The following is a 25959-nucleotide window of genomic DNA, read 5'->3' as shown; positions in this document are numbered from 1 at the left end:
TGAAAATCCTGATTCAGACAAAAAAAGACCTATTTATGCTAATCGCTCACCCGTATCAACATTAATATCAAGCTGTTTTTCCAAATTTAAACAAACTGTTTTTGCTGTTTCCCATTGTGGCATCTGTTGTAATTGTTGCCGTGTCAATGGTTTTTGTCCGTGCATACGAATGAGGCGAGCTTGTGAAACAGGTGAATGATAAGGAGCTAATTGTTCTAAGACTTGAATCACGGCTTTTCTATCCTGACAAATTAGAATCATGTCACAGCCTGCTTGTAATGCGCGTTGTGTCCGTGTAACCACATCTCCCATCACGGTAGCCCCCGCCATACTGACATCATCACTAAATATAACTCCTTGAAATCCTAATTCTTGTCGTAAGATTCTTTGTAGCCAACGGGGCGAAAATCCTGTGGGAATTTCATCGATTTTGGGATAAATCACATGTGCAGGCATAATGCCCGCTAAATCATTTTTAATTAATCGGGCAAAGGGAATTAAATCGGTAAATTGAATATCGGTTAAATCGCGTGTATCGATAGGTACTTCATGGTGTGAATCAGCAACAACAGAACCATGACCTGGAAAATGTTTTGCTACCGCCGCCATACCTGCTTGACGCATTCCGCTTATCATCGCTTGGGCTAAAGTTGTGATAATGTCGGGGTCGTGATGCAACGCACGGTCACCAATCACTGTGCTAACACCTTTGCCTAAGTCGACAACGGGGGCGAAACTGAAATCAATCCCGACAGTGCGTAATTCACTCGCCATTAACCAGCCCATTTGTTCGGCGGCTTGTTTGGCTAAACGGGGTTGTTGGTCGTATAACTGTCCTAAACGTGCGCAAGCAGGCAAGCGAGTGAAGCCTTCACGGAAACGTTGCACCCGCCCGCCTTCATGGTCAACTGCAATTAATAATGGTGGGGTTCTCAATGCATGAATTTCCGCCGTTAACGCGCTAACTTGTTCAAGAGATTCATAATTGCGACTGAATAAAATGACTCCGCCGACTAAAGGATGTTGTAATAATTCGCGTTCTTCTGTTGTTAAATGCAGACCTTCAAGGTCTATCATTAAATGCCCAAGTGCCATAATGGATTCCAATGTAAGGGGAGATAAGCGCGTTGTGACACTAAACAGGGTATGATTAAGCAGGCTGTTTTTTTATTTTTCTTGTGTCATCACGCATCCATAAATCATGCAACATTATATTTTACTGTTAGATTGTCCAGACCAAAAAGGCTTGGTGTACAACATCACCCGTGTTCTTTATCAACATGATTTAAATATTGTTTCTAATAATGAATTTGTTGATTTAGAACGGCAACATTTTTTTATGCGCACGGAGGTTGAGGGCAATATTAACGAAACGAATTTGTTAGCAGATTTATATGCGGCGTTACCTAAACAGGTTAAATTAGTGCTAACGCAAGAGCATAAAAAAAAGATTGTGGTGTTAGCAACGAAGGAGTATCACTGTTTAGGCGATTTATTATTACGTAATCATTTTGATAATTTAAATGCGGAAATTCTAGCCGTTATTAGCAATCACAATAATTTAGCTGACCTCGTGACACAATTTAAAATTCCGTTTCATTATTTACCGCATGAAAACATTTTGCGTGATACCCATGAAAAACAGGTTTTAGACCTTATAAACCGTTATAACCCCGATTTTTTAGTATTGGCAAAATATATGCGGATATTATCCCCTTATTTTGTCAGTCATTTTCGGGAGCAGATGATTAATATTCATCATTCTTTTTTACCTGCTTTTATTGGCGCGAACCCTTATAAACAGGCATTTGAACGGGGCGTTAAAATCATTGGTGCAACCGCGCATTTTGTGACTAATAATTTAGATGAAGGTCCTATTATCGCACAAGCCACCATTCCTGTTGACCACACCCATAATGCCGCAAGCATGGCACAAGCAGGGCGTGATGTAGAAACCTTAGTATTAGCAAAAGCGTTAAAACTGGTATTTGAAGACCGTGTTTTTATTAGCCAGAATAAAACTGTTATTTTTGATTAACTGAATGAATAATCCGTTTTATTCATGATAACCAGAACAATTAATTGAAAGAAACCACCTTATGAATACAACCCAATCTCCTCGTGTGGCTTTATTTATCACCTGTTTGGTTGATTTATTTCGCCCTTCTGTTGGTTTTGCCGCATTAAAATTACTCACACAAGCAGGCTGTCAAGTGGATGTTCCTACTACGCAAACCTGTTGCGGACAACCTGCTTATAACAATGGTGATGTTGCAGATACAGAGGCTATTGCTAAAAATCTGATTACTGCCTGTCAATCTTATGATTATGTTGTCGCGCCTTCAGGTTCTTGCGCAGGGATGTTGCGTCATCATTATCTTGAGTTGTTCCAAAATGACCCTGAATGGCAAGAAAAAGCTCGCCAATTTGCCAGTAAATGTTATGAATTAATCAGCTTTTTAGTAGATGTCCGTGGTGTCACCAACGTTAATGCGAAATTTGCGCATTCTGTCACTTATCACGATTCTTGTTCAGGCTTGCGGGAGTTAAATGTTAAACAGCAACCCAGAACATTATTAAACTCTGTCAAAGGCTTAACCCTGACAGAAATGCCAGATTGTGAAGTCTGCTGTGGTTTTGGGGGAACTTTTTGCATTAAATACCCTGACATTTCAACGCGGATGGTTTCTGATAAAGTTGTCGATATTCAAAATACACAAGCAGAAACCTTATTAGCGGGTGATTTAGGCTGTTTACTCAATATGACAGGGCGATTAAGTCGTTTAAATGTGCCTGTACAAGCTTATCATGTCGCGGAGGTCTTAGCCGACATGACAGAGAATGTGCCCGCAATTGGAAAAAAATAAACTCAGAGACAGGGGGGATGATGTCGGACACACCGTTAAATATCGTTCTTTGTTGGCATTTGCATCAGCCATATTACTACAATCAGTTAACCCAACAATATCAACTACCGTGGACATATTTGCATGGGATAAAAGATTATGTGGACATGGCTGCCCATTTAGAAGCGAATCCCAGCGCGAAAGCGGTGATTAATTTCGCACCGACATTATTAGAACAATTAGATGATTATGCCATTAATATCAATGCATTCTTACAAGAAAATGCACCCTTGCATGACCCTTTATTAGTCGCATTAGCCTCACAAGCCCATCTGAAAAATAGTGAAACCCGTTTGCAATTAGTTGAGCAATGTTTACGGGCCAATCGTGAACGCTTAATCCAACGTTTTGCCCCTTATCAACAACTGGTTGGAATTGCAGAATGGGCGCGACAACATCCACCCGCGATTGATTATTTAAACGAACAATTCTGTCGTGATTTAGTCGTTTGGTATCACCTTGCATGGATGGGCGAAACTGTGCGCCGTCAACATACAGGCATACAAGCGCTTATCGAAAAAGAATGCAATTACACCTTAGAGGACTGCTTAAGTTTATTGATTATTATTCAACAACTTTTAGCAGGGATTATCCCCCGTTATCGCGCATTATTGGAAAAAGGACAAATTGAGCTGTCTTTTACCCCTTATGCTCACCCAATTTTACCGCTCCTCTTAGACCTGAATAGTGCACGTGAAGCATTGCCTGATAGTGCTTTGCCAAATTTAGCCCAATATCCTGATGGTGTAGAACGTGCGCGTTGGCATATCCAACAAGGTTTAGCCACGATAGAACACTATTTCGGACAACGACCCACAGGCTGCTGGGTTGCCGAAGGTGGCATTAGTGATGCTACCGTGCGCCTGCTAGATACAGAAAAAATGCCATGGGTGGCAAGCGGGGAAACCGTCTTGCACAACAGCTTATATCGAGCAGGTATGCAACCAAATAGCCTGTATAAGCCCTATCAATTACCCAATACACAAACCTGCTGTTTTTTTCGAGACGACCACTTATCCGACTTAATTGGCTTTCAATTTTCCCAATGGCACGCTGACGATGCCGTTGCACACCTTGTGCATCAACTAGAAACCATTGCCGATACCCAACCCCAAGCACAGACAGTGGCAATTATTTTAGACGGCGAAAATGCGTGGGAATATTACCCAGAAAATGGCTATTACTTTCTTTCCGCGTTATACCGCACCTTGGCAAAACATCCACGCTTACGTCTTAGCACCTTTCAAGAAGCCTGTTCAACACCCGCAGAACGCTTACCGCATCTAGTCGCAGGTAGTTGGGTCTATGGTACATTTTCCACGTGGATAGGCGATAAAGATAAAAATCGTGCATGGGATATGTTAGGCGATGCAAAACAAATGTTTGACCAACGAATCAAACAAATTCCTGTTAAACAACGAGCACTTGCAGAAAAACAACTGGCTATTTGCGAAGGGTCTGATTGGTTTTGGTGGTTTGGCGATTACAACCCCAGCGATGCAGTCCGCGATTTTGACCAACTCTATAGAACCCATCTCCATAATTTATATCACTATTTAAGTGTTCCTCCGCCTGCCTATTTACAACATGTCTTTAGTGTTGGCAGTGGCGCGCCTGCGATGGGTGGCACAATGCGCCCTGCGCAGGAGCAAAAAACATGAGATTTTCCCCCTTAAATACACGTCGAGCAGGCATTTTACTACATCCAACCTCTCTACCCTCTCACCTCGGCAATGGAGATATTGGAGAACATGCATACCGATTTATTGATTTTCTTGCAGAAACAGGGGTGAGCCTGTGGCAAATGTTACCGATAGGCGTAACACACGACGATTTATCCCCCTATCAATGCCAATCAGTTCATGCAGGAAATCCCTTATTAATTGATTTACAAGCCTTACAACAACGTTGGTTAGACAAGCTCCCCGCTTTCAGCGACTTTCCACACGCAAAAGCCTATCGTGAACACTGTTTACAACTGGCACATCAAGGCTTTCAACAACGAGCTACCCCTGCGGAAAAACAAACATTTCAAGAATTTTGTCATATCAATCAAACATGGCTAAAAGATTTTGCCCTTTTTCGTACCCTGCGCCATGTGCATCATGCCCGTGCATGGTGGGACTGGTTGCCCGCCCTGCGCAATCGTGACCCCTTAGCACTAGCGAAAGCAAGTCATGACTATGCGACACAGATAGATTATCACTGTTTTGAACAATTTATCTTTTTCCAACAATGGCAAGCACTGAAAATCTACGCAAATCAGAAAGGTGTGTATTTAATTGGAGATATTCCGATTTTTGTCGCGGAAGACAGTGCGGATGTGTGGGCGCAACGTCAAAACTTTCTACTAGACGAAACAGGACGACCGACAGTTGTCGCAGGCGTTCCCCCTGATTATTTTTCTGAAACAGGACAACGCTGGGGCAATCCCTTGTATAACTGGGCATTTATGGAAAAAGAAGGGTTTAGCTGGTGGTTAACTCGTTTAAAAACCTTGCATCATTTTTTTGATATTGCACGCATAGACCACTTTCGTGGTTTTGTCGCCTGTTGGGCGATTCCTGCAACGGAAGAAACTGCGGTTAAAGGCGAATGGCGCGACGTTTGCGGAAAAACTTTTTTTAAAACCGTCTTACCCGTTTGCCCCTTACCACTCATTGCCGAAGATTTAGGCGTTATTACCCCAGACGTTATAGAATTACGTGAAACCTTTCATTTCCCTGGTATGAAAATTCTACAATTTGCATTTGATAGCGATGCACACAATCCTTACTTGCCCCATTATCACGAAGCCAATTGTGTTGTTTATACAGGCACACACGATAACGATACAAGCGTTGGCTGGTTTCAACAATTACCACCAACGCAACAGAGTTTCTTAAGCCAATATTTGCACAAATCCGCAGAGATGCCATGGGATTTAATCACGATGGCGTTTGCTTCTGTGGCTAATACAGCAATTATTCCGCTACAGGATATTTTAGGGCTAGACAGTAGTCACCGTATGAATACGCCGAGCGTAACCAAAGGCAATTGGCAATGGCAATTTGAGTGGGAATGGTTAAACACGGAAATCCGTGAAAAATTAGCGCATTGGGTCAAGTTTTATGCACGTGAGGGAAAGATAAAGGATTAAACAATTAAACCTTAAACAAACTCAAAAAACGATGGTTCATTAACTGCAAATTAAAAACATTAGATAACTGAATACTTGCAGGTAATCCCGTTTTAAATTACCTTTACGTAAAGGCAAACTCTTTTTTTACCGACTAGATACATTCATGAGTACACAACATTTCTCTATCAGCCAGTTAGCGAATGAATTTAATGTGACGACGCGCACAATTCGTTTTTATGAAGCGGAAGGGTTGTTATTACCGCGTCGTCAGGGACAAACACGTGTTTATACAAATCGGGAGCGTGTCCGTTTAAAACTCATTTTGCGTGGCAAACGCTTAGGCTTAAGTTTGCGGGAAATCCGTGAAGTTTTACAAATTTATGATTTAGAAAAAGACGAAGTCAAGCAATTACATGCGTTTGTCGAGAAAATTCGCAATCGACGAGCCATTTTAGAACAGCAACAGCATGATATTGAAATCTTATTATCAGAATTAGATAAGGTGGAAAAGCAATGTTTAACCGCATTAGCCAATAATCCCCATTTAGCAGCAGAATGAGCAGAAAATAGCCTATGTGGGATGAACAATTAAAACAATTACAAGCACATGGTTTAAATATCGCACTTGCCATTGTGGTTATTTTATTACTGTGGGTGCAAGTACATTTATGGTTTGGTAAAGGCAGTTATCGTGAATATGCACAGTTACAAGAAAGAATTACCGCACAAAAACAAGAAAATGTGCAGTTAAAAATTCGCAATGAAAGTTTAGCCGCTGAAGTGAACGATTTAAAGAATGGTTCTGAAGCTATCGAAGAACGAGCACGGGCGGAGTTAGGCATGATTAAGCAGGGGGAGGTTTTTTTCCAAATTGTTAAATAATCGCTATTGGGTGGTCATTCCCGCCGCAGGTATCGGCACACGAATGGAAGCGGATTGCCCTAAACAATATTTATCCGTCCATGATAAAACGATTTTACAGCATACGTTAGAACGTTTTGATTTTCCTGAAATAGCTGGCATTGTGGTAGCATTGGCTAAACATGACCGCTATTGGCAACAGTTAGCGTTAGACTTGACCGTACCGATTTTTACCGCTGATGGCGGGCAAGAGCGTTATCACTCTGTTTTTAATGGGCTATTAACCTTAACAGGAAAAGCACACCCTGATGATTGGGTACTGGTTCATGATGCAGCACGCCCTTGTGTGCGACAAAGTGATGTACGACGCTTGATGCAACAGTTAGCAACGCATCCTGTTGGCGGATTATTGGGTATTCCTGTTCGTGATACCTTAAAACGGACGACAGGGGAAAACTTAGTGACTGATACGGTGAGTCGGGAAAATCTCTGGCACGCATTAACCCCGCAAATGTTCCGTTATGGCTTGTTATATCAGGCATTAGAAAAGGTGATTTTGAACCATGAGCCGATTACTGATGATGCACAAGCCATTGAGAAATTAGGACATACCCCAATTTTTATAGAAGGTCATGCGGATAATATTAAAATTACTCGTCCGCAAGATTTAGCCTTAGCCGCCTTGTATTTACAAGCAATTGCTGTGTAGTTAGTCAGTAGAGTAAAACGCATGATAGCAACTCAATCCCCTTCTGTTTTGCGAATTGCCCAAATTACCGATTTACATCTTGGCAGTGATAAGCATTTGTTGCATGGGGTCGATGTTTATCGGCAATTGTCGCAAGTGCTCACTATTTTAGAAAAAAAGCCCTTAGATTTGTTGGTATTATCGGGCGATTTAGCTTTAAACCATGGCGAGGCTGAGGCTTATCAGTGGTTACGAGATAGACTTGCGAATTTTCCCGCGCCTTATGTGGTGATGGCAGGTAATCATGATGTTGTGGCGACAATGGGAGAATATTTTGCGATTCAAGCGGATATTCAGGCAGGAGAATTATATTTTTCCCGTGTTATAAAAGGCTTGCCCTTATTGTTTTTAGATACTTCCTCTTATTATCTTCCCCCGCAACAGTTAGCATGGTTACGTGAGTTAGCGGTAACTCAACCAACTTTATTATTTATGCACCATCCGCCCATTTTTTGCGGTTGTACTTTTATGGACAATCGTTATTCATTAAAGAATAAGGCAGAAACATGGGCAGTTTTACAGCAAAAAACGGCTATTCAGCATATTTTCTGTGGGCATTATCATACAGATAAGGTCATCACGCAGGCAGGAAAACAGATTTATTTAACCCCATCAACGATGTTGCAAATAGCACCTGAACCTGTAGATTTTCAGATTGCTCACACGCGGGCGGGTTGGCGGGAAATTGTTTGGGATGGCGCACAATTAAAAACTTGGGTTAGTTTTTTAGATTAAACCTTAATTTATAAGCTATTTTATAATATTCATTTCCTCTTTTAGCGATACAAGGAGACCCCCTGATGGAACGCGATGTGATGGAGTACGATGTCGTTATCGTCGGTGCTGGTGCATCTGGTTTGTCTGCGGCAATTCGTTTAAAGCAGTTGAGCGCGGAAAAAAATCATGAGTTAACTGTTTGTGTGATTGAGAAAGGTTCAGAAGTTGGAGCGCATATTTTATCGGGGGCAGTGTTAGAGCCACATACATTAAATGAGTTAATCCCTGATTGGCGTGAGAAAAACGCGCCGTTAAATACGCCTGCAACGGATGACAGTTTTATCTTTTTAACCGAGCAGAAATCCTTTAAATTCCCAATAACGCCACCTCAAATGCACAACGAGGGAAATTATATTATTAGTTTAGGAAATTTCTGTCGTTGGTTAGCGCAAGAAGCGGAAAGTTTGGGCGTGGATATTATTCCTGGTTTTGCGGCGGCGCAGGTGTTATATCATGAAGATGGCAGTGTGAAAGGCGTGATAACAGGCGATATGGGGGTGAATAAAGAGGGAGAACCCACCAGCCATTTTGCCGCAGGCACTGAAATCCATGCCCAACAAACGATTTTTGCTGAAGGTTGTCGGGGGTCTTTAACGAAAATTTTGTTCGAACGCTTTAATTTACGTCAAGGCGTGGACCCGCAAACTTATGGGATAGGCATTAAAGAATTATGGGAAATTGAACCCGCCAAGCATAAAGCAGGGACGATTATGCACACCATTGGCTGGCCATTGGATTCCCAAACTTATGGTGGTTCTTTCCTTTATCATTTGGAAAATAATCAAGTTGCTGTCGGTTTTGTCGTTGGTTTGGATTATCAAAATCCTTACCTAAGCCCCTATGAAGAGTTTCAACGTTATAAAACTCATCCTGTAATTCGTTCCCTGTTTGAAGGCGGACGGCGGGTTGCTTATGGGGCGCGTGCCTTGAGTGAAGGTGGTTTTCAATCAATTCCCAAATTAACGTTTCAGGGCGGTTTATTGATTGGCGACACTGCGGGCTTTTTAAATGTGCCTAAAGTTAAGGGCACGCATACGGCAATGAAGTCAGGCATGATTGCGGCAGAAGCGGTTTTTACGCATTTACAAGCGGGCAAAGCGAGCGAGGAAGTCGCGGACTATCGCCAACGTTTAGAACAAAGCTGGCTATGGGATGAACTTTATACAGTACGGAATATTCGCCCGTCGTTTCAATGGGGTTTATGGGGTGGCTTGTTCTATTCTGCGCTGGATACCTACATATTGCGGGGGCGTGCGCCGTGGACATTGCATCATCATGAAGACCACAGTGCATTAAAGAAAGCGGGGGAATGTCGAAAAATTGAATATCCTAAACCTGATGGAAAAATCAGTTTTGACCGCTTGTCATCGGTGTTTATTTCTAACACCAATCATGAAGAAAATCAGCCTTGTCATTTACAGCTCAAAGACTTACGGGTTCCAATAGAAACCAATTTAGCCTTGTATGACGCGCCTGAGCAACGCTATTGTCCTGCGGGGGTTTATGAAATCATCGCAGAAGGCAATACGCCACGCTTACAAATCAATGCGCAAAACTGTGTACACTGTAAAACCTGTGATATTAAAGACCCCAGTCAAAATATTAACTGGACAGTGCCTGAAGGCGGTGGTGGTCCTAACTATCCGAATATGTAAGATTTTAAAAGAAAGATTAGAAAATCTAAATTCGGTAAGTTTTTCTTAAAAAAGACAAAAAAAGACCTGCTAGGCTTTGAAAACCTCGCAGGTCTTTGTCTTGAGAGGCTTAGAATGCGCTTGCGGTCATGCGCTTTTCAATTTCATCGGCAACCACAACATGACGTAAATTATCTTGTCCATTACTACATGCATAACAACTAATAATCGTTAAACGGCGGTGCATACTCGGCGCAAGAAAACGGGTATCGGTTTTATCTACAACGTAAATAGCAGAAACGCGATAACGCCATTGTCCATTTTGTGGGGCTTCTAAAACTAACTCATCGCTATTTTTTAACGCCTGCATGTAGCGTGCATAATTGCGATGATAAACACTGATGACGCTGTTACCTGCTTCACCGGGTAACACAGTGCTACTTAAATGTCCTAAAGCTAACGTATCATTGGACGCTTTTGCTAAGACAATTTGCTCGAAATTTAACTGAGGAATAGACAAACGAGCTAATGGCCACGTTTCAGCCCATGGCCAAGGTTTGACATAACGTCCGCTTGCTTGAGTACGCGCCCATGCGGTTTGCATTAATCCCTGTGTGAGCCATGCCTGTGGATAAGTCATGTACTGTTGGCTAACCTGCCATACACTAAACCCCACTAACAAACCAATAAGCGTACTACCCCATCCTAAATAGATTCTCATAGCACCACTGTGTTGTTAAAAACTCATGAATAACTTGCTTATGCCCGTATTTTTTTACGTTTTATTATTCTATTAACGCTTGATTCAACTCATTACTTAACCTGCCGCCGAAATAAGTAAGACAATACCCGCAAGCACGACTGCAGAGGCAAAACCCGCTAATAGGCTGGTTACAAAGAAATTTAATAAATCACTTAATGCCGCTGATTGTGTATTTTGTGTTTTTACACTGTCCATGAAACACTCCAAAAAATGAATTAAAAATAAGGGGTAATCAAAAAAAAGGATTTGTCAAACAACTATAAAGCAACAGTCCTGCCAGTCATACAGTCGATATTGATACACTACAGATGCCCTCCTTGATATTGCTTCTGTAGTCTGCGGTATTGTAGGTATTAAACCCTATTAATACGGCAAAGCTAAGGATAGCTTATGACAAAACACGGGCAAAATGTGGCAAAAAAATGGAATTCGGAAAGAAACATCCTATTGGCTGGCATCGCTTGCTATTATAAAGAAAACAAGTTTTCAGTTAAGATATCTCATGAACTTTCTAGCTCAATTGATTATAAATAAAGAGGTTTATAATGGGGCGGCGTATCGCTATCGTTGAAGATGAACCAGCCATTCGTGAAAATTATGCAGCCGTCTTGAGAAGACAAGGCTATGAAGTTAATACGTATTCAACGCGACGTGAAGCATTACAAGCTTTTCGGATGCGACTTCCTGAACTTGTTTTGCTCGATATTATGCTAGAAGACGAGGTGGAAGGCGGTTTTGATTTATGTCGAGAATTACGGGGATTGTCTCATTATTTACCTATCATTTTTCTGACAGCACGCGATAGCGAATTCGACATGGTGTCAGGTCTGCGACTCGGGGCGGATGATTATTTGACAAAAGATATCAGTATGCCTCATTTATTAGCACGGATTGCCGCACTATTTCGCCGTGTAGAAGCCCTTGCAACCCCGCCATCTGCTGAAAATGTTATAGAACGCGGTTCACTCCGCATAGACCCGCATCGTTTAACGGTTATGTGGCGTAATGTGCCTGTTGATTTAACCTTGACTGAATTCTGGATAGTCCATGCACTCGCACGTTTTCCTGGTTATGTACGCCAACGTGAACAACTGATGCAAGAGGCAAATGTTAATGTTGATGACAGTACCATTACCTCGCATATTAAACGGATACGTAAAAAATTTGCGGCGGTAGATAGCAAGTTTGTTGCGATAGAAACCGTTTATGGCATGGGCTATCGCTGGAATATTGATAATGAACTAATCACACGATAAGTTAATTAACTCTATTTATTGAAAATATAAAGGCGTGCAAGTTACAGTTTGCACGCCTTTATTAGTTTTTACACCTTGTTTATATATTAGTGTTTTCTAAATAACTCATATTTGTATAAGTATGGTAATAGAAAACCATATGATTGATAATTTTATTTTTAAGCAACTAATTCTTAATAAATTTAGCAAGCTATGCTTGCTATTTGACATAAATGTAGTTAGCCTTTTAAAAGGTTTTTTATTGCAGAACGTGCAAAAAAACCCTGTTTCCTTCTATTGTCTTTTAGGATGTACAGTTAAGCTATGTAAGGATACTAAAAGTAGCATTAGTTTTTGATTATAAAAAAGATAATAGAATATCATTTCTATATACCACCCACTATTGATTGCGGAGGAAAACATGCGTATTTTTATACACAGTCTAATCCTTTTTTGTTGTACCTTGTTGCTTAGTAATGTTCAAGCAGAACCCATTAAAATCAAATTTTCTCATGTCGTTGCGGAAACAACCCCAAAAGGGATTGGCGCGAATTTATTTAAAAAATTGGTGGAAGAGCGTTTAGCGGGAAAAGTGGTTGTAGAGATTTATCCAAACTCTCAACTATACGGCGATGAAAAAGAAATGGAGGCGTTGCTACTAGGAGATGTACAAATCCTTGCTCCTTCTTTAGCAAAGTTTGGTAAATACACCGATAAAATTCAATTGTTCGATTTACCTTTCTTATTTGATGATTTAGCTGCCGTTGACCGTTTCCAAGCCAGTGAAAAAGGTCTGGAATTATTACACGCTGTCGAGAAAAAGGGCTATTACGGTTTAGCCTTTTGGCATAACGGCATGAAGCAATTTTCTGCCAATAAACCCTTACGTGTTCCAGCCGATGCAAAAGGCTTAAAATTCCGTATTCAACAATCTAAAGTGTTGGAAGCACAATTTAAAGCACTAGGCGCAAGCCCTGAAAAATTAGCGTTTGCCGAAGTTTACAATGCGTTAGCAACAGGCATTGTTGATGGGGCAGAAAATCCTTGGGCAAATATCTATTCTAAAAAATTCCATGAAGTGCAAAAGTATTTTTCTGAAACCAATCACGGGGTTTTAGATTATATGGTGGTAACAAACACCGCTTTCTGGAAAAAATTACCTGATGATGTTCGCACTGAGTTAGAAAAAATTCTGGCAGAAGTCACTATCGAAGTGAATAAAATCGCTTTTGAACAAGAAATGACTGACCGTCAAAAGGTTATTGATTCAGGTAAAACTCAAGTAATACAACTCACCCCCGAAGAGTTAGCTCAATGGCGGACAGCCATGTTGCCTGTATGGAAGCAATTTGAGGATGCGATTGGTAAAGATTTAATCGATGCAGCATTAGCGGCAAATAAAAAACCGTAGTCAATTCTGTTGATTGATATTATCTTTTTTCATTTCACAAGCTTTTAAGTAGTAGATTTTATCTTCTCACTTAAAGGCTTGTTTGCTTTAGGTTTTAGGGGGTTCAATCATGTGGTTTTTATCTGCATTGTATAACCGTTTAGAAGAATGGTTTATTGCACTTTTATTAGCCAGTATGACATTGGTTACATTTGCAAATGTGGTTGCACGTTATGTTTTTAACAGTGGTTTTGTCTGGGCGTTGGAATTAACCACGAGTTTATTTGCATGGTTAGTCCTGTTTGGGATGTCTTACGGAGTGCGGGTTAATGCACATATTGGCATTGATGCGATTGTGAAATTATTTCCGCCCTTGGGTCAGCGTATTATCGGACTGCTCGCCATTCTGTGCTGCTTGATTTATTGCGGTATTTTAGGTGTCGGTGCTTGGAATTACCTAGATATTATGTACACCTTGGGCAATGAATCTGAGGATTTGCCAATACAACAATGGGTTATCTATCTTATTTTACCTTTAGGCTTTTTATTGCTATTCGCGCGGTTTTTACAAGTAGGGGTAAAGCTCTTAATTGGTTCACAGGTGCAGATGTTAGCGGATGAGGCAGCAGATGCGTTGAAGCAGTTTCAAGTGGATGATGCCGAGACAGTTATTAAGACAAAATCTGAAACCGATACGACTAAAGCGGATGGGCACTAAAAATGGCAACAGCATCACTTTTTATTTTACTGCTTTTATTCATGATTATTGGAATGCCGATTGCGGTCGCGTTGGGCTTATCCAGTGTATTAACCATTCTATTTTTTTCAACCGATTCGTTAGCCTCTTTAGCCTTAAAAGCTTTTGAAGCAACGCAACATTATTCTTTATTAGCGATTCCCTTCTTTATTTTATCATCGGCTTTTTTATCAACGGGGGGGGTTGCTAAACGCTTAATTCGTTTTGCGATTGCGTGCGTTGGTTCTATTCGGGGTGGGTTAGGGATTGCTTCTATTTTGGCATGTACTTTATTCGCGGCAGTGTCTGGCTCTTCACCTGCGACAGTGGTGGCGATTGGTTCTATTGTTATCAGTGCAATGGTTTCTACAGGATATCCGCAACGGATGGCGGCGGGCATGGTTTGTACGGCAGGTACATTGGGCATTTTAATTCCGCCTTCGTTGGTCATGATTGTTTATGCAGCGGTAACTGAGGTATCTGTCGGACGCTTGTTTATGGCAGGGGTTATTCCTGGGTTGTTATTAGCGTTGTTTCTGATTATCGGCGCGTATGTAATGGCAAGAAAACATAATTTGCCTAAGTTACCACGTGTTTCATTAAAAGAATTAGTCTCAGCAACCTTAGATGCGGGTTGGGGTTTACTGCTGATTGTGATTGTTATTGGCGGGATTTATGGCGGGGTATTTACGCCGACAGAAGCCGCTGCCGTTGCTGCGGTTTATGCCTTTATCATTGCGATTTTTGTATATTCTGATTTGCGGATGCGTGATGTACCCCATGTGTTAATTGATGCGGGTAAAATCACGATTATGTTGATGTTTATCATTATGAATGCGATGTTATTCTCGCATGTGTTGACTACCGAGCGTATTCCGCAAATGATTACAGAATCGATTGTCGGTTGGGGTTTATCGCCGTGGATGTTCTTGTTAGTTGTGAATATTATTCTGTTGATTGGGGGGAATTTTATGGAACCGACGGGTTTATTATTAATTACCGCGCCGATTTTATTCCCCATTTCGCAAACCTTGGGGATAGACCCAATTCATTTAGGCATTATCATGGTCGTGAATATGGAAATTGGGATGATTACGCCACCTGTGGGGCTTAATCTATTTGTAACGGCAGGCATTACGAAGATGACAATTCTTCAAGTTGTGCACGCTACTTTGCCTTGGTTAGTGATTTTATTATCTTTCTTAATGTTAGTTACTTATGTTCCTGCGATTTCTACATTTTTACCGAATTTATTATTCGGGGCTTAAACGAAGTGATTACTGTTAAGTGGTTTGCACTATAAAACAGTGTAGAGGACTGCCAGTCCTCAATTTAAATTGTGATTAAGCTGGCTTTTAAGCCAGCTTTTTTTATTATGTATTTTTTTAAGGATTTTGTGCGCAAGTAATGGCTGTAAAAAAGGATTGTTTGCCGTTCATTTTTAATAAAAGATTGCCCGTTTGCCAGAATAACATCACGTTTGATTCTCGCTGAATTTTATCTTTGGTAAAAATCGCAAGGGCTTTAATTTCAGGTGAGCGTGTTTGTTGCGCACCTTTTAAGCGGATATATTGCCCTGTCGCGGTGCTGTAAGTTCCTTCAACCACATCCCCAAAAAACTCTAATACAAGATATTCGTCACCATGAGCAAAGCACATTTTAGGTTTAGAAAGTGTGACGTTAAGTGTTAAACCTTCGTCAAAAATTTCTATCCATTCTTGGCGGGTTGTATAGTCAGGCTGTGTAATTTGTAATAAATAACGTCCAGATTTTAAAAGCATACCCTGTTGAAAAGACCGTTCTTGATTAATGAGTGTAATCGTGGCTTGACTGGGTTGGACATAGATATGTAATGGGTAACGAATAGGGGATTCTGCGGTATCTGGTGCTAAGGCAGGGCTGGTTAAATCGATGGTTAATTGTAGGTCTTGGTCATCAATCCGAATCCATTGTTGTTGTTCAGCATAACCTTTTTTAAAAACACGGAGTAAATATTGATTAGGGGGTAGCCACATACCCATGCTAAAAGGAATAGATTGCTGATTTACATCCATTAATTGAATTTCTGCATCACTTGGATTAACGCTGAGATTTAACGTGTAGTGATTATCAGGACGTTGTGAGGGTAAGAGTTGAATATTAAGGGTCGTCTGTTCTTTTAAATCAATCCATGTTTTATAAGATTGATAATCTTTGTGTGTAATCACTATTTCATAGCGACCAGCAACTAAAGCAATGCCTTGTTTAAACTTGGGTAATATATTACGTATGCTAATTTTTGCATCTGTTGGGGTCGTGTTTATATATAGTTTGTAATATTCGTCAGCAGTCGCAGCATTTAACAGAAAAAAGTAAGCTAAAAAACCAAGTCCGACGATGGTCAATAATTTGCGGGGCATTATTAAGACTCCAAAAACAACGGGTCATAGTTAATTTTTAGCTCCGCAAAAGCTATGCCATTTTTTAAATTTGTTTAAGAACGGACGTTTAGTGTTTTGAGCACATGCTCGATGGTGTCTAAACGTTGAATAGAATCGTTTAATTCTAATAAATATTGTTTTTGCGCATGAACCATCGGCAATAATTCTGCAAGGCGTTGTCCGACCCAGTTTGCACTTTCATAATGTGTCGGCATATTACAGTAGGGTTTGCCAACTTGTTCAATAAATTGTGCAAGTAACTCAGCTAAATATTGATATTCTTCTGGTATTTTAATGGCAGGTTCATCTAGTATCGGTTCGACATTAGCCTCAATTAATTGATTTGACTGCACACGATGGGAGAGTAAGCGGAAACGTTGCCCACCTTGTACATCTATGCCTAATAAGCCATCTTGACGTTGATCCCAATCGATAATTGTCGCTAACGTGCCTACTTCATGCGTTGTAGCCGCTGTGCCTACCTCGCTACCTTCACGAATTAGGCAGATACCAAATGGAGAGTTGCTTTTTAAACAATGGCTAACCATGTCTAAATAACGTACTTCAAAAATACGTAATGGTAAAACCCCCCCTGGAAATAAAACAGTGTGCAGGGGAAATAAGGGAATTGTTAAAGGACTCATCACCTTGCTATAACCTCTCAAGCTGTCAGATTTATGCCAAATCGTTCTAAAATGGATAGTTTATAGTTTATTGTAGGTTTGCATCATGATAGTGACATCGTTAATAAAGAGCATTTAACGTGTCATGCTTCATCTACATAAGCAGTTTCTCCCCAACGTCCTGATAGATGATGTTCTATGTCTAAATGGTCTAAAACGCGGGCAACAACGAAATCAATCAGTTCACTAATTTGAGTGGGCGAGTGATAAAAAGCGGGATTAGCTGGCAAAATTAAAGCCCCAGCTCGGGCTAAACGCAACATATTTTCTAATTGAATTATCGATAAAGGGGTTTCACGATGCACAAGGATTAACTTTCGTTGTTCTTTTAACGTGACATCTGCCGCCCGTTCAATCAGATTACGACTTAAACCATTGGCAATACCTGCAAGCGTGCCGTTGGTACAGGGGCAAATCACCATTGCCCGCCCTAACGCACTACCACTGGCAACAGGTGCTGTCCATTGCTGTTCGCTAAAAACCTGAATTTGTCCTGCTTGTGCGTGATAACGTTGACTTAATACCCGTTCAATATCACTGGCTCGTTTGGGAAGGGCTAAATCAACCTCCATTTTTAAAACAATATGTGCAGGTTGTGATAACAACAAATATATGTTTTGTTCAGCTTGCACTAAGATTTCTAATAAACGCAAACCATACAACGCGCCCGACGCGCCTGTCATAGCCAAGGTAATGGCTTTTTTTGAAGAACTCATGAATCGTATCTAATAAGAATCGGTTAAAATATGCTTGTGTGTATGTTTTAAAGCGAGCTAGCAACACGCGACAAAAGGACTAAAAACAACTATTTTTCCTGCTTTATGGAGTCATCATGACAGTCGAAAAAACAGCAGATTATGGCACGCCCTTGCATTTTTTGGCGTTTATGCTTGTGTTTGCCTACAGTGGTTATCATCTTGAACCGCTCATGGGGTTACGGGCAGTGATATTTATCACGATTTGGGCAGTAATTACCCTGTTATTAGTTGTTAATATTAAAAAACAAGGTTTATCATACGACCATCCAAAGGTATTTTTGATTTCTCTGTTGACACTCACCATTGTTGGCGCATTTATTAGCAGTGTTCTCAATACAGAATCGTTTATTCTGCTCCTATTTTGGTATGTAGTCACCTTGATTACACTGAACTGGTTAGCAAAAAATCCAAAAGCGGATAAGCGTTTATATTATTTAATCAGTCTCCAATTTATCGCATTTGGTATCGGCATGGCGAGTTTTTTACATTACAGTAATTTAAATCTAAAAACGATTTGTACGCCATTTATGATGGCTACCCATGCAGAACATCATGGCGATGCGAGTAACCCTGAAGCAATGATGAAACAGCATGAATCTGCTGAAAAAACTGAACATACCGTTGCTCCTGCTTCTGAGGCACATCACACCGCAAGCGCACACAGTGAATCTAGTTATGACCCTGCTAAAGTCATGAGCGCGTGGTTAAAAGCCTTTCAATATTTAATTGTATTAATATCTTTATGGGTGAGTTTACGCGCTTTCCGTTTAGGACGTTGCCAGCAACAGCCTGAGCCTGACGTGACTGCATCCGTTGTCACTGCATAAGCTAACCTATCAAATGGGGTAGGTGTGAGACGTTGACACCTACCTAAATAGATTATTTATTCCATTCTCTTGTTTCTTGCCATTCAATCAGGTTTTTTATGAATACTCCTTCATTAGATCATTATCTTGTGGTCGGCAATCCCATTGCACACAGTAAATCCCCGTTTATTCATGCCGAGTTTGCCAAACAAACCCAACAAGCAATATCTTATGAACCCTTATTAATTGAGACAAACAACGGTGCTTTTACACAAGCAATTCAAGCGTTTCAAGCACAGGGCGGAAAAGGGTTAAATGTCACCGTCCCTTTTAAACAAGAAGCATGGGCATTAGTTAAGCAACGGAGCACACGGGCAGAACGAGCAGGCGCAGTAAATACTATCGGTTTTGATAATCAGGGAAATAGCTGGGGCGATAATACGGATGGTATTGGGCTTGTGCGCGATTTAACAAAAAATCACGGCAAATCTTTAAATAACCAGCGTATTTTATTACTAGGTGCAGGTGGAGCTGTGCGAGGTGTACTAGAACCTATTTTGCAAGAAAAACCCGCTTGTTGCGTCATTGCTAATCGAACGGTAGAAAAGGCGCAAACTTTAGCGCGACTGTTCACCGATTTGGGCGATATTTCAGCGAGTAGTTATACTGACTTAGCAGGACAACAATTTGATATTATTATCAATGGAACATCTGCCAGCTTACAAGGTGAATTACCGCCCTTGCCTGATGACATTATCCCGCTTAAACGCGGATGGTGTTACGACATGATGTACAGCGCACAACGTACCCCTTTTATACAATGGGCCTTAGAACATGGGGCTATTTGTGCGCGAGATGGTTTAGGAATGTTAGTAGAACAGGCTGCTGAAGCCTTTTATTTATGGCGTGGTGTACGTCCAGAGACAGAACCCGTTATCGAATTATTAAAACAACGTTTACGCGATTCCCTCTCCGCAAGTCCACAAACCCTTCCGCCAGAATATTCAGGGATTGAAAACCGTCCAGAACCCACCCGTTTCGGCGATTGGGAAAAATCAGGACGGTGTATTGATTTTTAAATAAAGAAGTAATTTGAACCTGAGTTCGGCAAGTTTCTTTTAAAAAGACAACAGCTTGTCTGAATCAGGATTTTCAGAATTAACAGAATTAATAGAATTAAAAAGACAAGAAAATTAAAAGAATAAAAAATTATGTTTTTAATTGTTTTTAATTCTGAAAATTCTGAAAATTCTGTGAATTCTGATTCAGACAAAAAAAGACCTGCTAGGTTTTCAAAACCTAGCAGGTATCTGTTTTATTTTATAAATCTCGCCGAACTCGGGTTAATTTGATAAAACTGGAAAGCTTTCAGTACAACTTAAAAGGATTAGGCGAGAATATCTAATCCTTTCGTATCTACCAAATTTAGTAATTTTAAAGAAGAATTATTCGGCTTTTTCTTGCCTTGTTCCCATTTTTGCACGGCAGATTTACTGATATTTAAATAAGACGCAAATACACGTTGGCTTACTTTATGTCTTAAGCGAATCAACTTAATTTGTTCCGCTGTATATTCTTGTATAGTGGGCAAACATATCGCATCAAATTCGCGTAATGTAGTCTCTTGCATAACGCCGATAGCATGTAGGTCTTTAGCAATTTCGTGAACGGTTTCTAGGATAGATTTATTCATGATTTGTAACCTCTATTTCTATCAATGAGCCATTTTTAATCATCAAAGAAAGTGTTTTATCAGCATAACTCATGAGTTCTTTTGCTAAACGCTTAAAATAGTTCTTTATCACTAATATTGGCACGTTCATTTTTAGCAAAACCATAAATAAAGAAAGCTTTATCTTTTATTTTATAAGCAATTATAATAAACGTACCATAAAGTAATTTAAATTTAGGACTGCCAGTCCTTCATACCGTTTTATAGTGCGTTTACTATAGTTTTATTTTGAAAATTGATAAGAAGGCAAGAAAAAATATTGTTTTACTTTTTCTTGCCTCATCTTTATGACTATAAAGTCATTATTAAACATTCAATAATAAAAAATCCCTTTCCCACGAACTAATAACCGCTAAAAAGGTTTCATACTCTTTAAATTTAATCGCGCGATAGGCTTTAACAAAACGTTCGCCGAGTAATTCACATAAGGGTAAAGATTCGGGTTCGCTGAGAAAACGCAAGGCTTCTTCTAAATTGCGTGGGAGTTCATAGGGTAAGTCATACGCGCTCCCTTCTACCGCAGGACGAGGCTGTAGTTGTTGCATCATGCCTAAATAGCCACAAGCAAGAGAAGCCGCAAAAACAATATAAGGATTGGTATCAGCCCCCGCAACGCGATTTTCTACCCGTCGGGATTTAGGGTCGGAATAGGGAACACGTAGCCCAACCGTCCGATTGTCATAACCCCATTGCACATTAATCGGCGCAGAATTATAGCGGGCAATGCGTCGATAAGAATTGACATTCGGCGCGAGAAACGACATAGCATAGGGCAGATAGGTTTGTAAGCCTGCTATATGGGATAAAAATAAATCGGTCAGTTCAGGTTTATCATTACTGAATAAATTCACGCCCGTTTCTTTATCAATCAAACTTTGATGGATGTGCATCGCACTACCCGCTTCTTTTTCCATCGGTTTTGCCATGAAAGTCGCATAAATATCGTGGCGCATGGCGGCTTCACGGACGGTGCGTTTAAATAAAAAAACTTGGTCGGCTAATTCTAGCGGGTCACCATGTAAAAAATTAATTTCCATTTGTGCCGCGCCCGCTTCATGAATCAGCGTATCAATATTTAATTCTTGCGCTTCACAAAAATCATAGATTTCTTCAAATAAAGGGTCGAACTCATTCACCGCATCTATCCCATAGGCTTGTCTAGCGCGTTCGGGTCTGCCTGAACGTCCGATAGGCGGTTCTAAAGAGTAATCAGGGTCGATGTTTTTCTTGACGAGAAAAAATTCTAATTCGGGGGCAATAATTGGCTTCCAGCCCTGTTCGTCATAGTGTTTTAAGACGCGTCTTAAAACGGTGCGCGGGGCTAAATCAACCTCTCGTCCATCTCGATAAAAACAGTCATGAATAACTTGCGCAGTTGCTTCCGTTGCCCAAGGAACAAGACGGATAGTGCTTGGGTCAGGTTGTAAAACCATATCAATTTCAGCGGGGTCCACTGCACTTTCATCTTCGGGATAATCACCTGTAATTGTTTGAATAAAAATAATTTCGGGTAAACGCATCCCTTCTTCTTTACAAAATTTGCTGGCAGGAATGATTTTACCGCGTGCCACACCAGAAATATCAGGGACAAGGCACTCAACTTCGGTAATATGACGTTTTTCAAGCCAATCTTTTAAGTAGTCAAAACGCATAACATGAGGGGTGGTATGGTGGAAAAAAGTGGGCATAGGGGTCTTACTCTGTCATTCATGAAACGCTTAATATGCAAGCCTGCCATGATTAAACGATTAAACGGGATAGGGGGGCGATAGCTCATGCACCGTCGGGTGATATGTCCTACTAAAATAATAGCGGATTCTAAAATCAAGGCGGGTAATCGTGTTGAAAAATTAAGGCACATGTTAGCGTTGCCATATGAAAAAACGGGTTTTTATTTAAGATGAATCTTGGCACATTTACAGGGCAATTTATCACATCAGTGAGTAGGTTTTGTTATGTTAAAATAGGATTTAAAAACTTGTTCGCAGTTAGTTTATTACCCAGTTTATCAAAGTAGTTATGTTACTATGTCACACGCTGTTGCCCAACGTCTTAATGATATTTTGAAACAATTGCCAGAAACAGAGCAGAATACGTTACTGGCTTTCGCTGAATTTCTTCATGTTCGTAGCCGTGTAGAACGTCCTTTAACTGTACCGCAACCTGAAAAAATAGAACCGCCTGCACAAGGTGAGTCGGTTGTTGCTGCCATTAAGCGGTTATCTCGTAGTTACTATATGTTAGATAAAACCAAGATGTTAGGACAAACGGCTGAGTTAATGACGCAACATTTAATGTATGGGCGCACGGCTGAAGAAGTGATTCAGTCTATAGAAGCCTTGTTTGTGCAACATTATCAATCTTTTGTCGAACATTATAATAAGTAGATAGGATAACCCAATGGTTCAAGTGCTTAGTCGTTGGTTTCACCGCTATTTTTCTGACCCCCAAGCGGTTTTTTTAGCCATGTTATTAGTAGGCAGTGTCACCATCTTGATGACGATGGGCGGAATTCTTGCGCCATTGTTAGCCAGTATTGTGATTGCTTATTTATTAGAAGGTCTTGTGAGAAACTTGCAACAATGGCGGATTCCGCGCATCCCTGCGGTTATCATCGTCTATTCATGCTTTTTAGCGTTTTTAGTGTTCGTTTTAGTGATTCTCTTGCCCTTATTATCCAATCAGTTAACACAGTTATTTCAGGATTTACCCAATAAATTAACAAGATGGCAAGAATTATTGATGACATTGCCTGAGCGTTACCCTGGTTTTATTTCCAGTGAACAAGTTGATAGTTTATTAAATTCGATACGGGTTGGCTTGCGTAGCGTTGGGCAAATTGCCTTATCGTACTCTATCGCTTCTTTAGGCGTTATCATTATGCTGATGGTTTACTCCGTCTTAGTCCCTTTTTTGGTTTTTTTCTTGTTAAAAGATAAAGATATTATTATTGCATGGGTTTTAAGCTTTTTACCGCAAAATCGTCATGCAGCAAGCCAATTATGGAAAGAAATGGATGCACAAATAGGGAATTATGTACGCGGGAAAGTGTATGAAATCTTTATTGTTGGTATAGCCACTTATATTCCCTTTGCTATTTTAGAAATGAATTATGCATCGTTATTGTCTGTTTTAGTGGGTTTATCGGTGATTGTGCCATATATCGGTGCGGTGGTTGTAACCATTCCCGTTGTGGTGGTGGGGTATTTTCAATGGGGTTTAAACAGCGAGTTTATTTGGGCAATGTCTGCCTATACCGTGATTCAATTTATTGATGGTAATATTATTGTTCCCTTGTTATTTTCTGAAGCAGTGAATTTACACCCTGTTGCAATTATTGTCGCCGTGTTAGTTTTTGGCGGACTTTGGGGCTTTTGGGGCGTATTTTTTGCGATTCCATTAGCAACCTTAGTAAAAGCACTCTTAATTGCATGGCCTCGTATGCCAGACCGTGAGGATAAACGGCATACAGATTCTCTTTATTAAGATTTAATGGCTTGAATAAGGATAATAACTCATGAAAAAGACTTTACAACTAATTGTATTAGTGCTGTTTTTCTTAGGAATGCAAGCAAGCTATGCGGAAAAACTGCGTTTTGGTGTCGAGGGGGCATATCCTCCTTTCAGCCTTATCGATACACAGGGCGAGTTACAAGGATTTGATATCGATATTGCTAAGGCTTTATGCACTGCCATGCAAGTGGAATGTGTGTTAATTCAAAATGATTTTGATGGATTAATTCCTGCGTTATTAGCAAAAAAGTTTGATGCCATTATTGCTTCCGTTTCTATTACGGAAGAGCGAAAAAAATCGGTTGATTTTACAAACAAATATTACAATACCCCCGCGCGTTTTATCCGTAAAAAAGGGTCAGGCTTAGAAATTACTGCGGAAGGATTGAAAGGGAAATCGGTCGGTGTACAACGTGCGACCACACATGATAAATATTTAACCGATAATTATGAGAAAGTGGTTGATATTAAACGTTATGTGACTTTAGATGATGCCTATTTAGACTTAGAAGCGGGACGTATTGACTTACTGTTAGCCGATGCAGTGCCGTTAGCCGATGGTTTTTTAAACAAACCTGAAGGGAAAAATTACGAATTTGTGGGAGAACCCATCACCGATATAAAATGGTTTGGTGAGGGCATTGGCATTCCTGTTCGTAAAGGTGAGGATGCCTTACGTGAGCGGTTGAATAAAGCAATTGTGAGTATTCGGGCTGATGGGACTTATAAAGCCATTCAAGATAAATATTTTCAATTTGATGTTTATGGTGAATAAGCACAATTTTGGCTAATTTTTAAAGAAGGGCAATCTAATCATGATTGCCCTTTTTTTATGGACGTTACTTATTAACCTGAATTCTGCGAGTTTCTTTTAAAAAGACAACAGCTTGTCTGAATCAGGATTCACAGAATTTTCAGAATTAGCAGAATTAAAAAGCGTTATTCACCTTAAATTTTTGGTTTTAGGGTTTTAAATTCTGTTAATTCTGTTAATTCTGAAAATCCTGATTCAGACAATCTTTTAATCTTCTCTGGTGAGTTCTTTTCGCACGTTCCGACAGACCTGCTAGGTTTTGAAAACCTAGCAGGTCTCTGTTTTATTTTATAAAACTCGCAGAACTCAGGTTATTTTACAGACGAAAAAAAACCCACATATCAAATTGATGCCTATGTGGGTGAGTGTTGCTTCTAGTGTGCGTAAGGAGTGTGTTTTGTTCGGGCATAAAGCGCAGGTTCTATCGTGGGTTGTACCGTTTTAACAGGAAACCCATTGCTATAAAGCGCGAGTGTTGCACGAGCATGGGGACTGTTGGTGTCGTTCCAGAGTTCCATCGCTTCTAGGGGTTGTAAACTAGATTGTAAGTTGTGTACTTCGCGCGTTGCTTGTAAAACATCCATGAGAGCGACAAAGCGGGTGGAAATGGTTTGATACATTTGAGCACGCATATCCGCGAAAGAGCTGGCTAAGAGTTGATAAGCGGCTATGCCTAAATCAACATAATAGCTGATGCTGACTCGTCGTCGTTGTGCTCTACCAGGAAAAAGTCCTGAGTAAAGCAGACATTTATCACCAACATCCCTGAGTTGTTCTGTGCGTAACTTGCCCGTCATTTCTGCGGTTTGCAAGTATTCTAAAGCAAGCACACTATTTGCAATATCTGCTGCATTGAGATAGCGCATCAGTAAAAAAACCAGATAACTTTCTAGTTCTTCCCCAAGTCGGGCATGGCACATACTTTCGGCTTCATTGACTAATGCATGCCATTGGGCGGTGCTGGTTGGATGTATAACAAGCGTATCCATGATAAACCTCCTCGATAAACATCATAAAATGGCTTTCTAACACGCTTGTTTTTGGTCAAGCATTTTTTACGCC

The 25959-nt window shown here is 40.4% G+C and carries 29 protein-coding genes; 18 read left to right on the top strand and 11 right to left on the bottom strand.

Translation table 11 applies throughout. The features are described from left to right. Window positions 1-33 precede the first annotated feature (33 nt). Window positions 34-1095, bottom strand: a complete 1062-nt coding sequence (gene nagZ / locus BEGALDRAFT_RS14930; protein ID WP_002691394.1) for a beta-N-acetylhexosaminidase — start codon at window positions 1093-1095, stop codon at window positions 34-36. 106 nt (window positions 1096-1201) lie between these two features. Here nagZ and purU point away from each other — a divergent pair, with 106 nt between their 5' ends. The 9 genes from purU to BEGALDRAFT_RS14885 all read left to right on the top strand — a co-directional run bounded on the left by purU (window position 1202) and on the right by BEGALDRAFT_RS14885 (window position 10068). Next, complete coding sequence (gene purU, locus BEGALDRAFT_RS14925; protein ID WP_002691393.1) at window positions 1202-2038, top strand: formyltetrahydrofolate deformylase; 837 nt, start codon at window positions 1202-1204, stop codon at window positions 2036-2038. Between the two features lie 61 nt (window positions 2039-2099). Continuing rightward, entirely contained in the window at window positions 2100-2867 is a 768-nt protein-coding gene (locus tag BEGALDRAFT_RS14920) for a (Fe-S)-binding protein (RefSeq protein ID WP_002691390.1), read from the top strand. Window positions 2868-2884: 17 nt separating this feature from the next. Beyond that, window positions 2885-4567 (top strand): glycoside hydrolase family 57 protein, encoded by a 1683-nt coding sequence (locus BEGALDRAFT_RS14915; protein WP_198284649.1) that lies wholly within the window; start codon window positions 2885-2887, stop codon window positions 4565-4567. After that, on the top strand, window positions 4564-6045 hold the full coding sequence (malQ, locus tag BEGALDRAFT_RS14910) for a 4-alpha-glucanotransferase (protein WP_002691386.1): 1482 nt from the start codon (window positions 4564-4566) through the stop codon (window positions 6043-6045). Before BEGALDRAFT_RS14915 ends, malQ begins: the two co-directional genes overlap by 4 nt. Before the next feature lie 145 nt (window positions 6046-6190). Then, the gene (locus BEGALDRAFT_RS14905; protein WP_002691384.1) at window positions 6191-6586 is read left to right on the top strand and encodes a MerR family transcriptional regulator; all 396 of its coding nucleotides are present in this window, start codon (window positions 6191-6193) and stop codon (window positions 6584-6586) included. 14 nt (window positions 6587-6600) lie between these two features. Beyond that, window positions 6601-6909: a cell division protein FtsB gene (gene ftsB / locus BEGALDRAFT_RS14900; protein WP_002691382.1), complete on the top strand. Its 309-nt coding sequence runs from the start codon at window positions 6601-6603 to the stop codon at window positions 6907-6909. Continuing rightward, entirely contained in the window at window positions 6899-7597 is a 699-nt protein-coding gene (gene ispD / locus BEGALDRAFT_RS14895; RefSeq protein ID WP_002691379.1) for a 2-C-methyl-D-erythritol 4-phosphate cytidylyltransferase, read from the top strand. The genes ftsB and ispD overlap by 11 nt, the downstream gene beginning before the upstream one ends. A 21-nt stretch (window positions 7598-7618) precedes the next feature. After that, window positions 7619-8371 (top strand): metallophosphoesterase, encoded by a 753-nt coding sequence (locus BEGALDRAFT_RS14890; protein WP_002691377.1) that lies wholly within the window; start codon window positions 7619-7621, stop codon window positions 8369-8371. Between the two features lie 65 nt (window positions 8372-8436). Beyond that, a complete protein-coding gene (locus BEGALDRAFT_RS14885; protein WP_002691375.1) occupies window positions 8437-10068 on the top strand; it encodes an electron transfer flavoprotein-ubiquinone oxidoreductase in 1632 nt (543 codons plus the stop codon). 109 nt (window positions 10069-10177) lie between these two features. Here the strand turns inward: BEGALDRAFT_RS14885 and BEGALDRAFT_RS14880 are convergent, their stop codons facing one another. After that, window positions 10178-10768, bottom strand: a complete 591-nt coding sequence (locus BEGALDRAFT_RS14880; protein WP_002691373.1) for a sortase domain-containing protein — start codon at window positions 10766-10768, stop codon at window positions 10178-10180. A gap of 96 nt (window positions 10769-10864) precedes the next feature. Next, the gene (locus tag BEGALDRAFT_RS19260) at window positions 10865-11005 is read right to left on the bottom strand and encodes a hypothetical protein (RefSeq protein ID WP_002691371.1); all 141 of its coding nucleotides are present in this window, start codon (window positions 11003-11005) and stop codon (window positions 10865-10867) included. A gap of 350 nt (window positions 11006-11355) precedes the next feature. Between BEGALDRAFT_RS19260 and pdsR the strand changes: the two genes are divergently transcribed. From pdsR to BEGALDRAFT_RS14860, 4 genes are all read left to right on the top strand, one after another. After that, complete coding sequence (gene pdsR, locus BEGALDRAFT_RS14875) at window positions 11356-12066, top strand: proteobacterial dedicated sortase system response regulator (RefSeq protein ID WP_002691369.1); 711 nt, start codon at window positions 11356-11358, stop codon at window positions 12064-12066. A 400-nt stretch (window positions 12067-12466) separates the two neighbouring features. Then, entirely contained in the window at window positions 12467-13456 is a 990-nt protein-coding gene (locus tag BEGALDRAFT_RS14870; protein WP_002691367.1) for a TRAP transporter substrate-binding protein, read from the top strand. A 109-nt stretch (window positions 13457-13565) separates the two neighbouring features. Further along, the gene (locus BEGALDRAFT_RS14865; protein ID WP_002691365.1) at window positions 13566-14153 is read left to right on the top strand and encodes a TRAP transporter small permease; all 588 of its coding nucleotides are present in this window, start codon (window positions 13566-13568) and stop codon (window positions 14151-14153) included. A 2-nt stretch (window positions 14154-14155) separates the two neighbouring features. Beyond that, window positions 14156-15439, top strand: coding sequence for a TRAP transporter large permease (locus BEGALDRAFT_RS14860; RefSeq protein WP_002691363.1), 1284 nt, complete (start codon window positions 14156-14158; stop codon window positions 15437-15439). A gap of 117 nt (window positions 15440-15556) precedes the next feature. On the opposite strand, the gene BEGALDRAFT_RS18470 is transcribed toward BEGALDRAFT_RS14860, so the two are convergent. The 3 genes from BEGALDRAFT_RS18470 to BEGALDRAFT_RS14845 form a co-directional block, all read right to left on the bottom strand. Further along, window positions 15557-16570 carry a hypothetical protein gene (locus BEGALDRAFT_RS18470; protein WP_002691361.1) on the bottom strand — a complete coding sequence of 338 codons (1014 nt, stop codon included), beginning with the start codon at window positions 16568-16570 and terminating at the stop codon, window positions 15557-15559. A gap of 74 nt (window positions 16571-16644) precedes the next feature. Beyond that, a complete protein-coding gene (locus BEGALDRAFT_RS14850) occupies window positions 16645-17235 on the bottom strand; it encodes an LON peptidase substrate-binding domain-containing protein (RefSeq protein ID WP_040294991.1) in 591 nt (196 codons plus the stop codon). Window positions 17236-17357: 122 nt separating this feature from the next. Further along, window positions 17358-17990 carry a UbiX family flavin prenyltransferase gene (locus BEGALDRAFT_RS14845; RefSeq protein WP_002691358.1) on the bottom strand — a complete coding sequence of 211 codons (633 nt, stop codon included), beginning with the start codon at window positions 17988-17990 and terminating at the stop codon, window positions 17358-17360. Window positions 17991-18106: 116 nt separating this feature from the next. On the opposite strand from BEGALDRAFT_RS14845, the gene BEGALDRAFT_RS14840 reads away from it, so the two are divergent. Together BEGALDRAFT_RS14840 and aroE are read left to right on the top strand one after the other, a co-directional pair. After that, the gene (locus tag BEGALDRAFT_RS14840; RefSeq protein ID WP_002691357.1) at window positions 18107-18859 is read left to right on the top strand and encodes a hypothetical protein; all 753 of its coding nucleotides are present in this window, start codon (window positions 18107-18109) and stop codon (window positions 18857-18859) included. A 98-nt stretch (window positions 18860-18957) separates the two neighbouring features. Further along, window positions 18958-19917 (top strand): shikimate dehydrogenase, encoded by a 960-nt coding sequence (gene aroE / locus BEGALDRAFT_RS14835; RefSeq protein WP_002691356.1) that lies wholly within the window; start codon window positions 18958-18960, stop codon window positions 19915-19917. Between the two features lie 308 nt (window positions 19918-20225). On the opposite strand, the gene BEGALDRAFT_RS14830 is transcribed toward aroE, so the two are convergent. The 4 genes from BEGALDRAFT_RS14830 to BEGALDRAFT_RS14825 form a co-directional block, all read right to left on the bottom strand. Further along, window positions 20226-20531, bottom strand: coding sequence for a helix-turn-helix domain-containing protein (locus BEGALDRAFT_RS14830; RefSeq protein WP_002691354.1), 306 nt, complete (start codon window positions 20529-20531; stop codon window positions 20226-20228). Next, entirely contained in the window at window positions 20524-20661 is a 138-nt protein-coding gene (locus tag BEGALDRAFT_RS19255; protein ID WP_198284648.1) for a type II toxin-antitoxin system RelE/ParE family toxin, read from the bottom strand. The genes BEGALDRAFT_RS14830 and BEGALDRAFT_RS19255 overlap by 8 nt, the downstream gene beginning before the upstream one ends. Further along, the gene (locus BEGALDRAFT_RS19685) at window positions 20624-20713 is read right to left on the bottom strand and encodes a type II toxin-antitoxin system RelE/ParE family toxin (RefSeq protein ID WP_408610395.1); all 90 of its coding nucleotides are present in this window, start codon (window positions 20711-20713) and stop codon (window positions 20624-20626) included. The genes BEGALDRAFT_RS19255 and BEGALDRAFT_RS19685 overlap by 38 nt, the downstream gene beginning before the upstream one ends. A 162-nt stretch (window positions 20714-20875) precedes the next feature. After that, window positions 20876-22258 carry a glutamine synthetase family protein gene (locus BEGALDRAFT_RS14825; protein WP_002691353.1) on the bottom strand — a complete coding sequence of 461 codons (1383 nt, stop codon included), beginning with the start codon at window positions 22256-22258 and terminating at the stop codon, window positions 20876-20878. A gap of 339 nt (window positions 22259-22597) precedes the next feature. On the opposite strand from BEGALDRAFT_RS14825, the gene BEGALDRAFT_RS14820 reads away from it, so the two are divergent. From BEGALDRAFT_RS14820 to BEGALDRAFT_RS14810, 3 genes are read left to right on the top strand one after another with little or no spacing between them, the layout of a single operon-like run. After that, window positions 22598-22957, top strand: coding sequence for a hypothetical protein (locus tag BEGALDRAFT_RS14820; RefSeq protein WP_002691351.1), 360 nt, complete (start codon window positions 22598-22600; stop codon window positions 22955-22957). 13 nt (window positions 22958-22970) lie between these two features. Then, window positions 22971-24056, top strand: a complete 1086-nt coding sequence (locus BEGALDRAFT_RS14815; RefSeq protein ID WP_002691349.1) for an AI-2E family transporter — start codon at window positions 22971-22973, stop codon at window positions 24054-24056. A 31-nt stretch (window positions 24057-24087) separates the two neighbouring features. Then, the gene (locus tag BEGALDRAFT_RS14810; protein ID WP_002691347.1) at window positions 24088-24858 is read left to right on the top strand and encodes an ABC transporter substrate-binding protein; all 771 of its coding nucleotides are present in this window, start codon (window positions 24088-24090) and stop codon (window positions 24856-24858) included. Window positions 24859-25271: 413 nt separating this feature from the next. On the opposite strand, the gene BEGALDRAFT_RS14805 is transcribed toward BEGALDRAFT_RS14810, so the two are convergent. Next, a complete protein-coding gene (locus BEGALDRAFT_RS14805; RefSeq protein ID WP_002691345.1) occupies window positions 25272-25886 on the bottom strand; it encodes a hypothetical protein in 615 nt (204 codons plus the stop codon). Window positions 25887-25959: the final 73 nt, after the last annotated feature.

Source organism: Beggiatoa alba B18LD (assembly GCF_000245015.1).
In the GTDB taxonomy this organism is placed as follows: domain Bacteria; phylum Pseudomonadota; class Gammaproteobacteria; order Beggiatoales; family Beggiatoaceae; genus Beggiatoa; species Beggiatoa alba.
The sequence above is the reverse complement of the archived record's forward strand: the minus strand, read 5'-3'. Positions and strand labels throughout refer to the sequence as shown.

Bases quoted from the DNA above. Each gene is read 5' to 3' on its own strand.
- nagZ (WP_002691394.1), bottom strand. From the start codon at position 1,095: ATGGCACTTGGGCATTTAATGATAGACCTTGAAGGTCTGCATTTAACA.
- purU (WP_002691393.1), top strand. From the start codon at position 1,202: ATGCAACATTATATTTTACTGTTAGATTGTCCAGACCAAAAAGGCTTG.
- BEGALDRAFT_RS14920 (WP_002691390.1), top strand. From the start codon at position 2,100: ATGAATACAACCCAATCTCCTCGTGTGGCTTTATTTATCACCTGTTTG.
- BEGALDRAFT_RS14915 (WP_198284649.1), top strand. From the start codon at position 2,885: ATGATGTCGGACACACCGTTAAATATCGTTCTTTGTTGGCATTTGCAT.
- malQ (WP_002691386.1), top strand. From the start codon at position 4,564: ATGAGATTTTCCCCCTTAAATACACGTCGAGCAGGCATTTTACTACAT.
- BEGALDRAFT_RS14905 (WP_002691384.1), top strand. From the start codon at position 6,191: ATGAGTACACAACATTTCTCTATCAGCCAGTTAGCGAATGAATTTAAT.
- ftsB (WP_002691382.1), top strand. From the start codon at position 6,601: ATGTGGGATGAACAATTAAAACAATTACAAGCACATGGTTTAAATATC.
- BEGALDRAFT_RS14890 (WP_002691377.1), top strand. From the start codon at position 7,619: ATGATAGCAACTCAATCCCCTTCTGTTTTGCGAATTGCCCAAATTACC.
- BEGALDRAFT_RS14885 (WP_002691375.1), top strand. From the start codon at position 8,437: ATGGAACGCGATGTGATGGAGTACGATGTCGTTATCGTCGGTGCTGGT.
- BEGALDRAFT_RS14880 (WP_002691373.1), bottom strand. From the start codon at position 10,768: ATGAGAATCTATTTAGGATGGGGTAGTACGCTTATTGGTTTGTTAGTG.
- BEGALDRAFT_RS19260 (WP_002691371.1), bottom strand. From the start codon at position 11,005: ATGGACAGTGTAAAAACACAAAATACACAATCAGCGGCATTAAGTGAT.
- pdsR (WP_002691369.1), top strand. From the start codon at position 11,356: ATGGGGCGGCGTATCGCTATCGTTGAAGATGAACCAGCCATTCGTGAA.
- BEGALDRAFT_RS14870 (WP_002691367.1), top strand. From the start codon at position 12,467: ATGCGTATTTTTATACACAGTCTAATCCTTTTTTGTTGTACCTTGTTG.
- BEGALDRAFT_RS14865 (WP_002691365.1), top strand. From the start codon at position 13,566: ATGTGGTTTTTATCTGCATTGTATAACCGTTTAGAAGAATGGTTTATT.
- BEGALDRAFT_RS14860 (WP_002691363.1), top strand. From the start codon at position 14,156: ATGGCAACAGCATCACTTTTTATTTTACTGCTTTTATTCATGATTATT.
- BEGALDRAFT_RS18470 (WP_002691361.1), bottom strand. From the start codon at position 16,570: ATGCCCCGCAAATTATTGACCATCGTCGGACTTGGTTTTTTAGCTTAC.
- BEGALDRAFT_RS14850 (WP_040294991.1), bottom strand. From the start codon at position 17,235: ATGAGTCCTTTAACAATTCCCTTATTTCCCCTGCACACTGTTTTATTT.
- BEGALDRAFT_RS14845 (WP_002691358.1), bottom strand. From the start codon at position 17,990: ATGAGTTCTTCAAAAAAAGCCATTACCTTGGCTATGACAGGCGCGTCG.
- BEGALDRAFT_RS14840 (WP_002691357.1), top strand. From the start codon at position 18,107: ATGACAGTCGAAAAAACAGCAGATTATGGCACGCCCTTGCATTTTTTG.
- aroE (WP_002691356.1), top strand. From the start codon at position 18,958: ATGAATACTCCTTCATTAGATCATTATCTTGTGGTCGGCAATCCCATT.
- BEGALDRAFT_RS14830 (WP_002691354.1), bottom strand. From the start codon at position 20,531: ATGAATAAATCTATCCTAGAAACCGTTCACGAAATTGCTAAAGACCTA.
- BEGALDRAFT_RS19255 (WP_198284648.1), bottom strand. From the start codon at position 20,661: ATGAACGTGCCAATATTAGTGATAAAGAACTATTTTAAGCGTTTAGCA.
- BEGALDRAFT_RS14825 (WP_002691353.1), bottom strand. From the start codon at position 22,258: ATGCCCACTTTTTTCCACCATACCACCCCTCATGTTATGCGTTTTGAC.
- BEGALDRAFT_RS14820 (WP_002691351.1), top strand. From the start codon at position 22,598: ATGTCACACGCTGTTGCCCAACGTCTTAATGATATTTTGAAACAATTG.
- BEGALDRAFT_RS14815 (WP_002691349.1), top strand. From the start codon at position 22,971: ATGGTTCAAGTGCTTAGTCGTTGGTTTCACCGCTATTTTTCTGACCCC.
- BEGALDRAFT_RS14810 (WP_002691347.1), top strand. From the start codon at position 24,088: ATGAAAAAGACTTTACAACTAATTGTATTAGTGCTGTTTTTCTTAGGA.
- BEGALDRAFT_RS14805 (WP_002691345.1), bottom strand. From the start codon at position 25,886: ATGGATACGCTTGTTATACATCCAACCAGCACCGCCCAATGGCATGCA.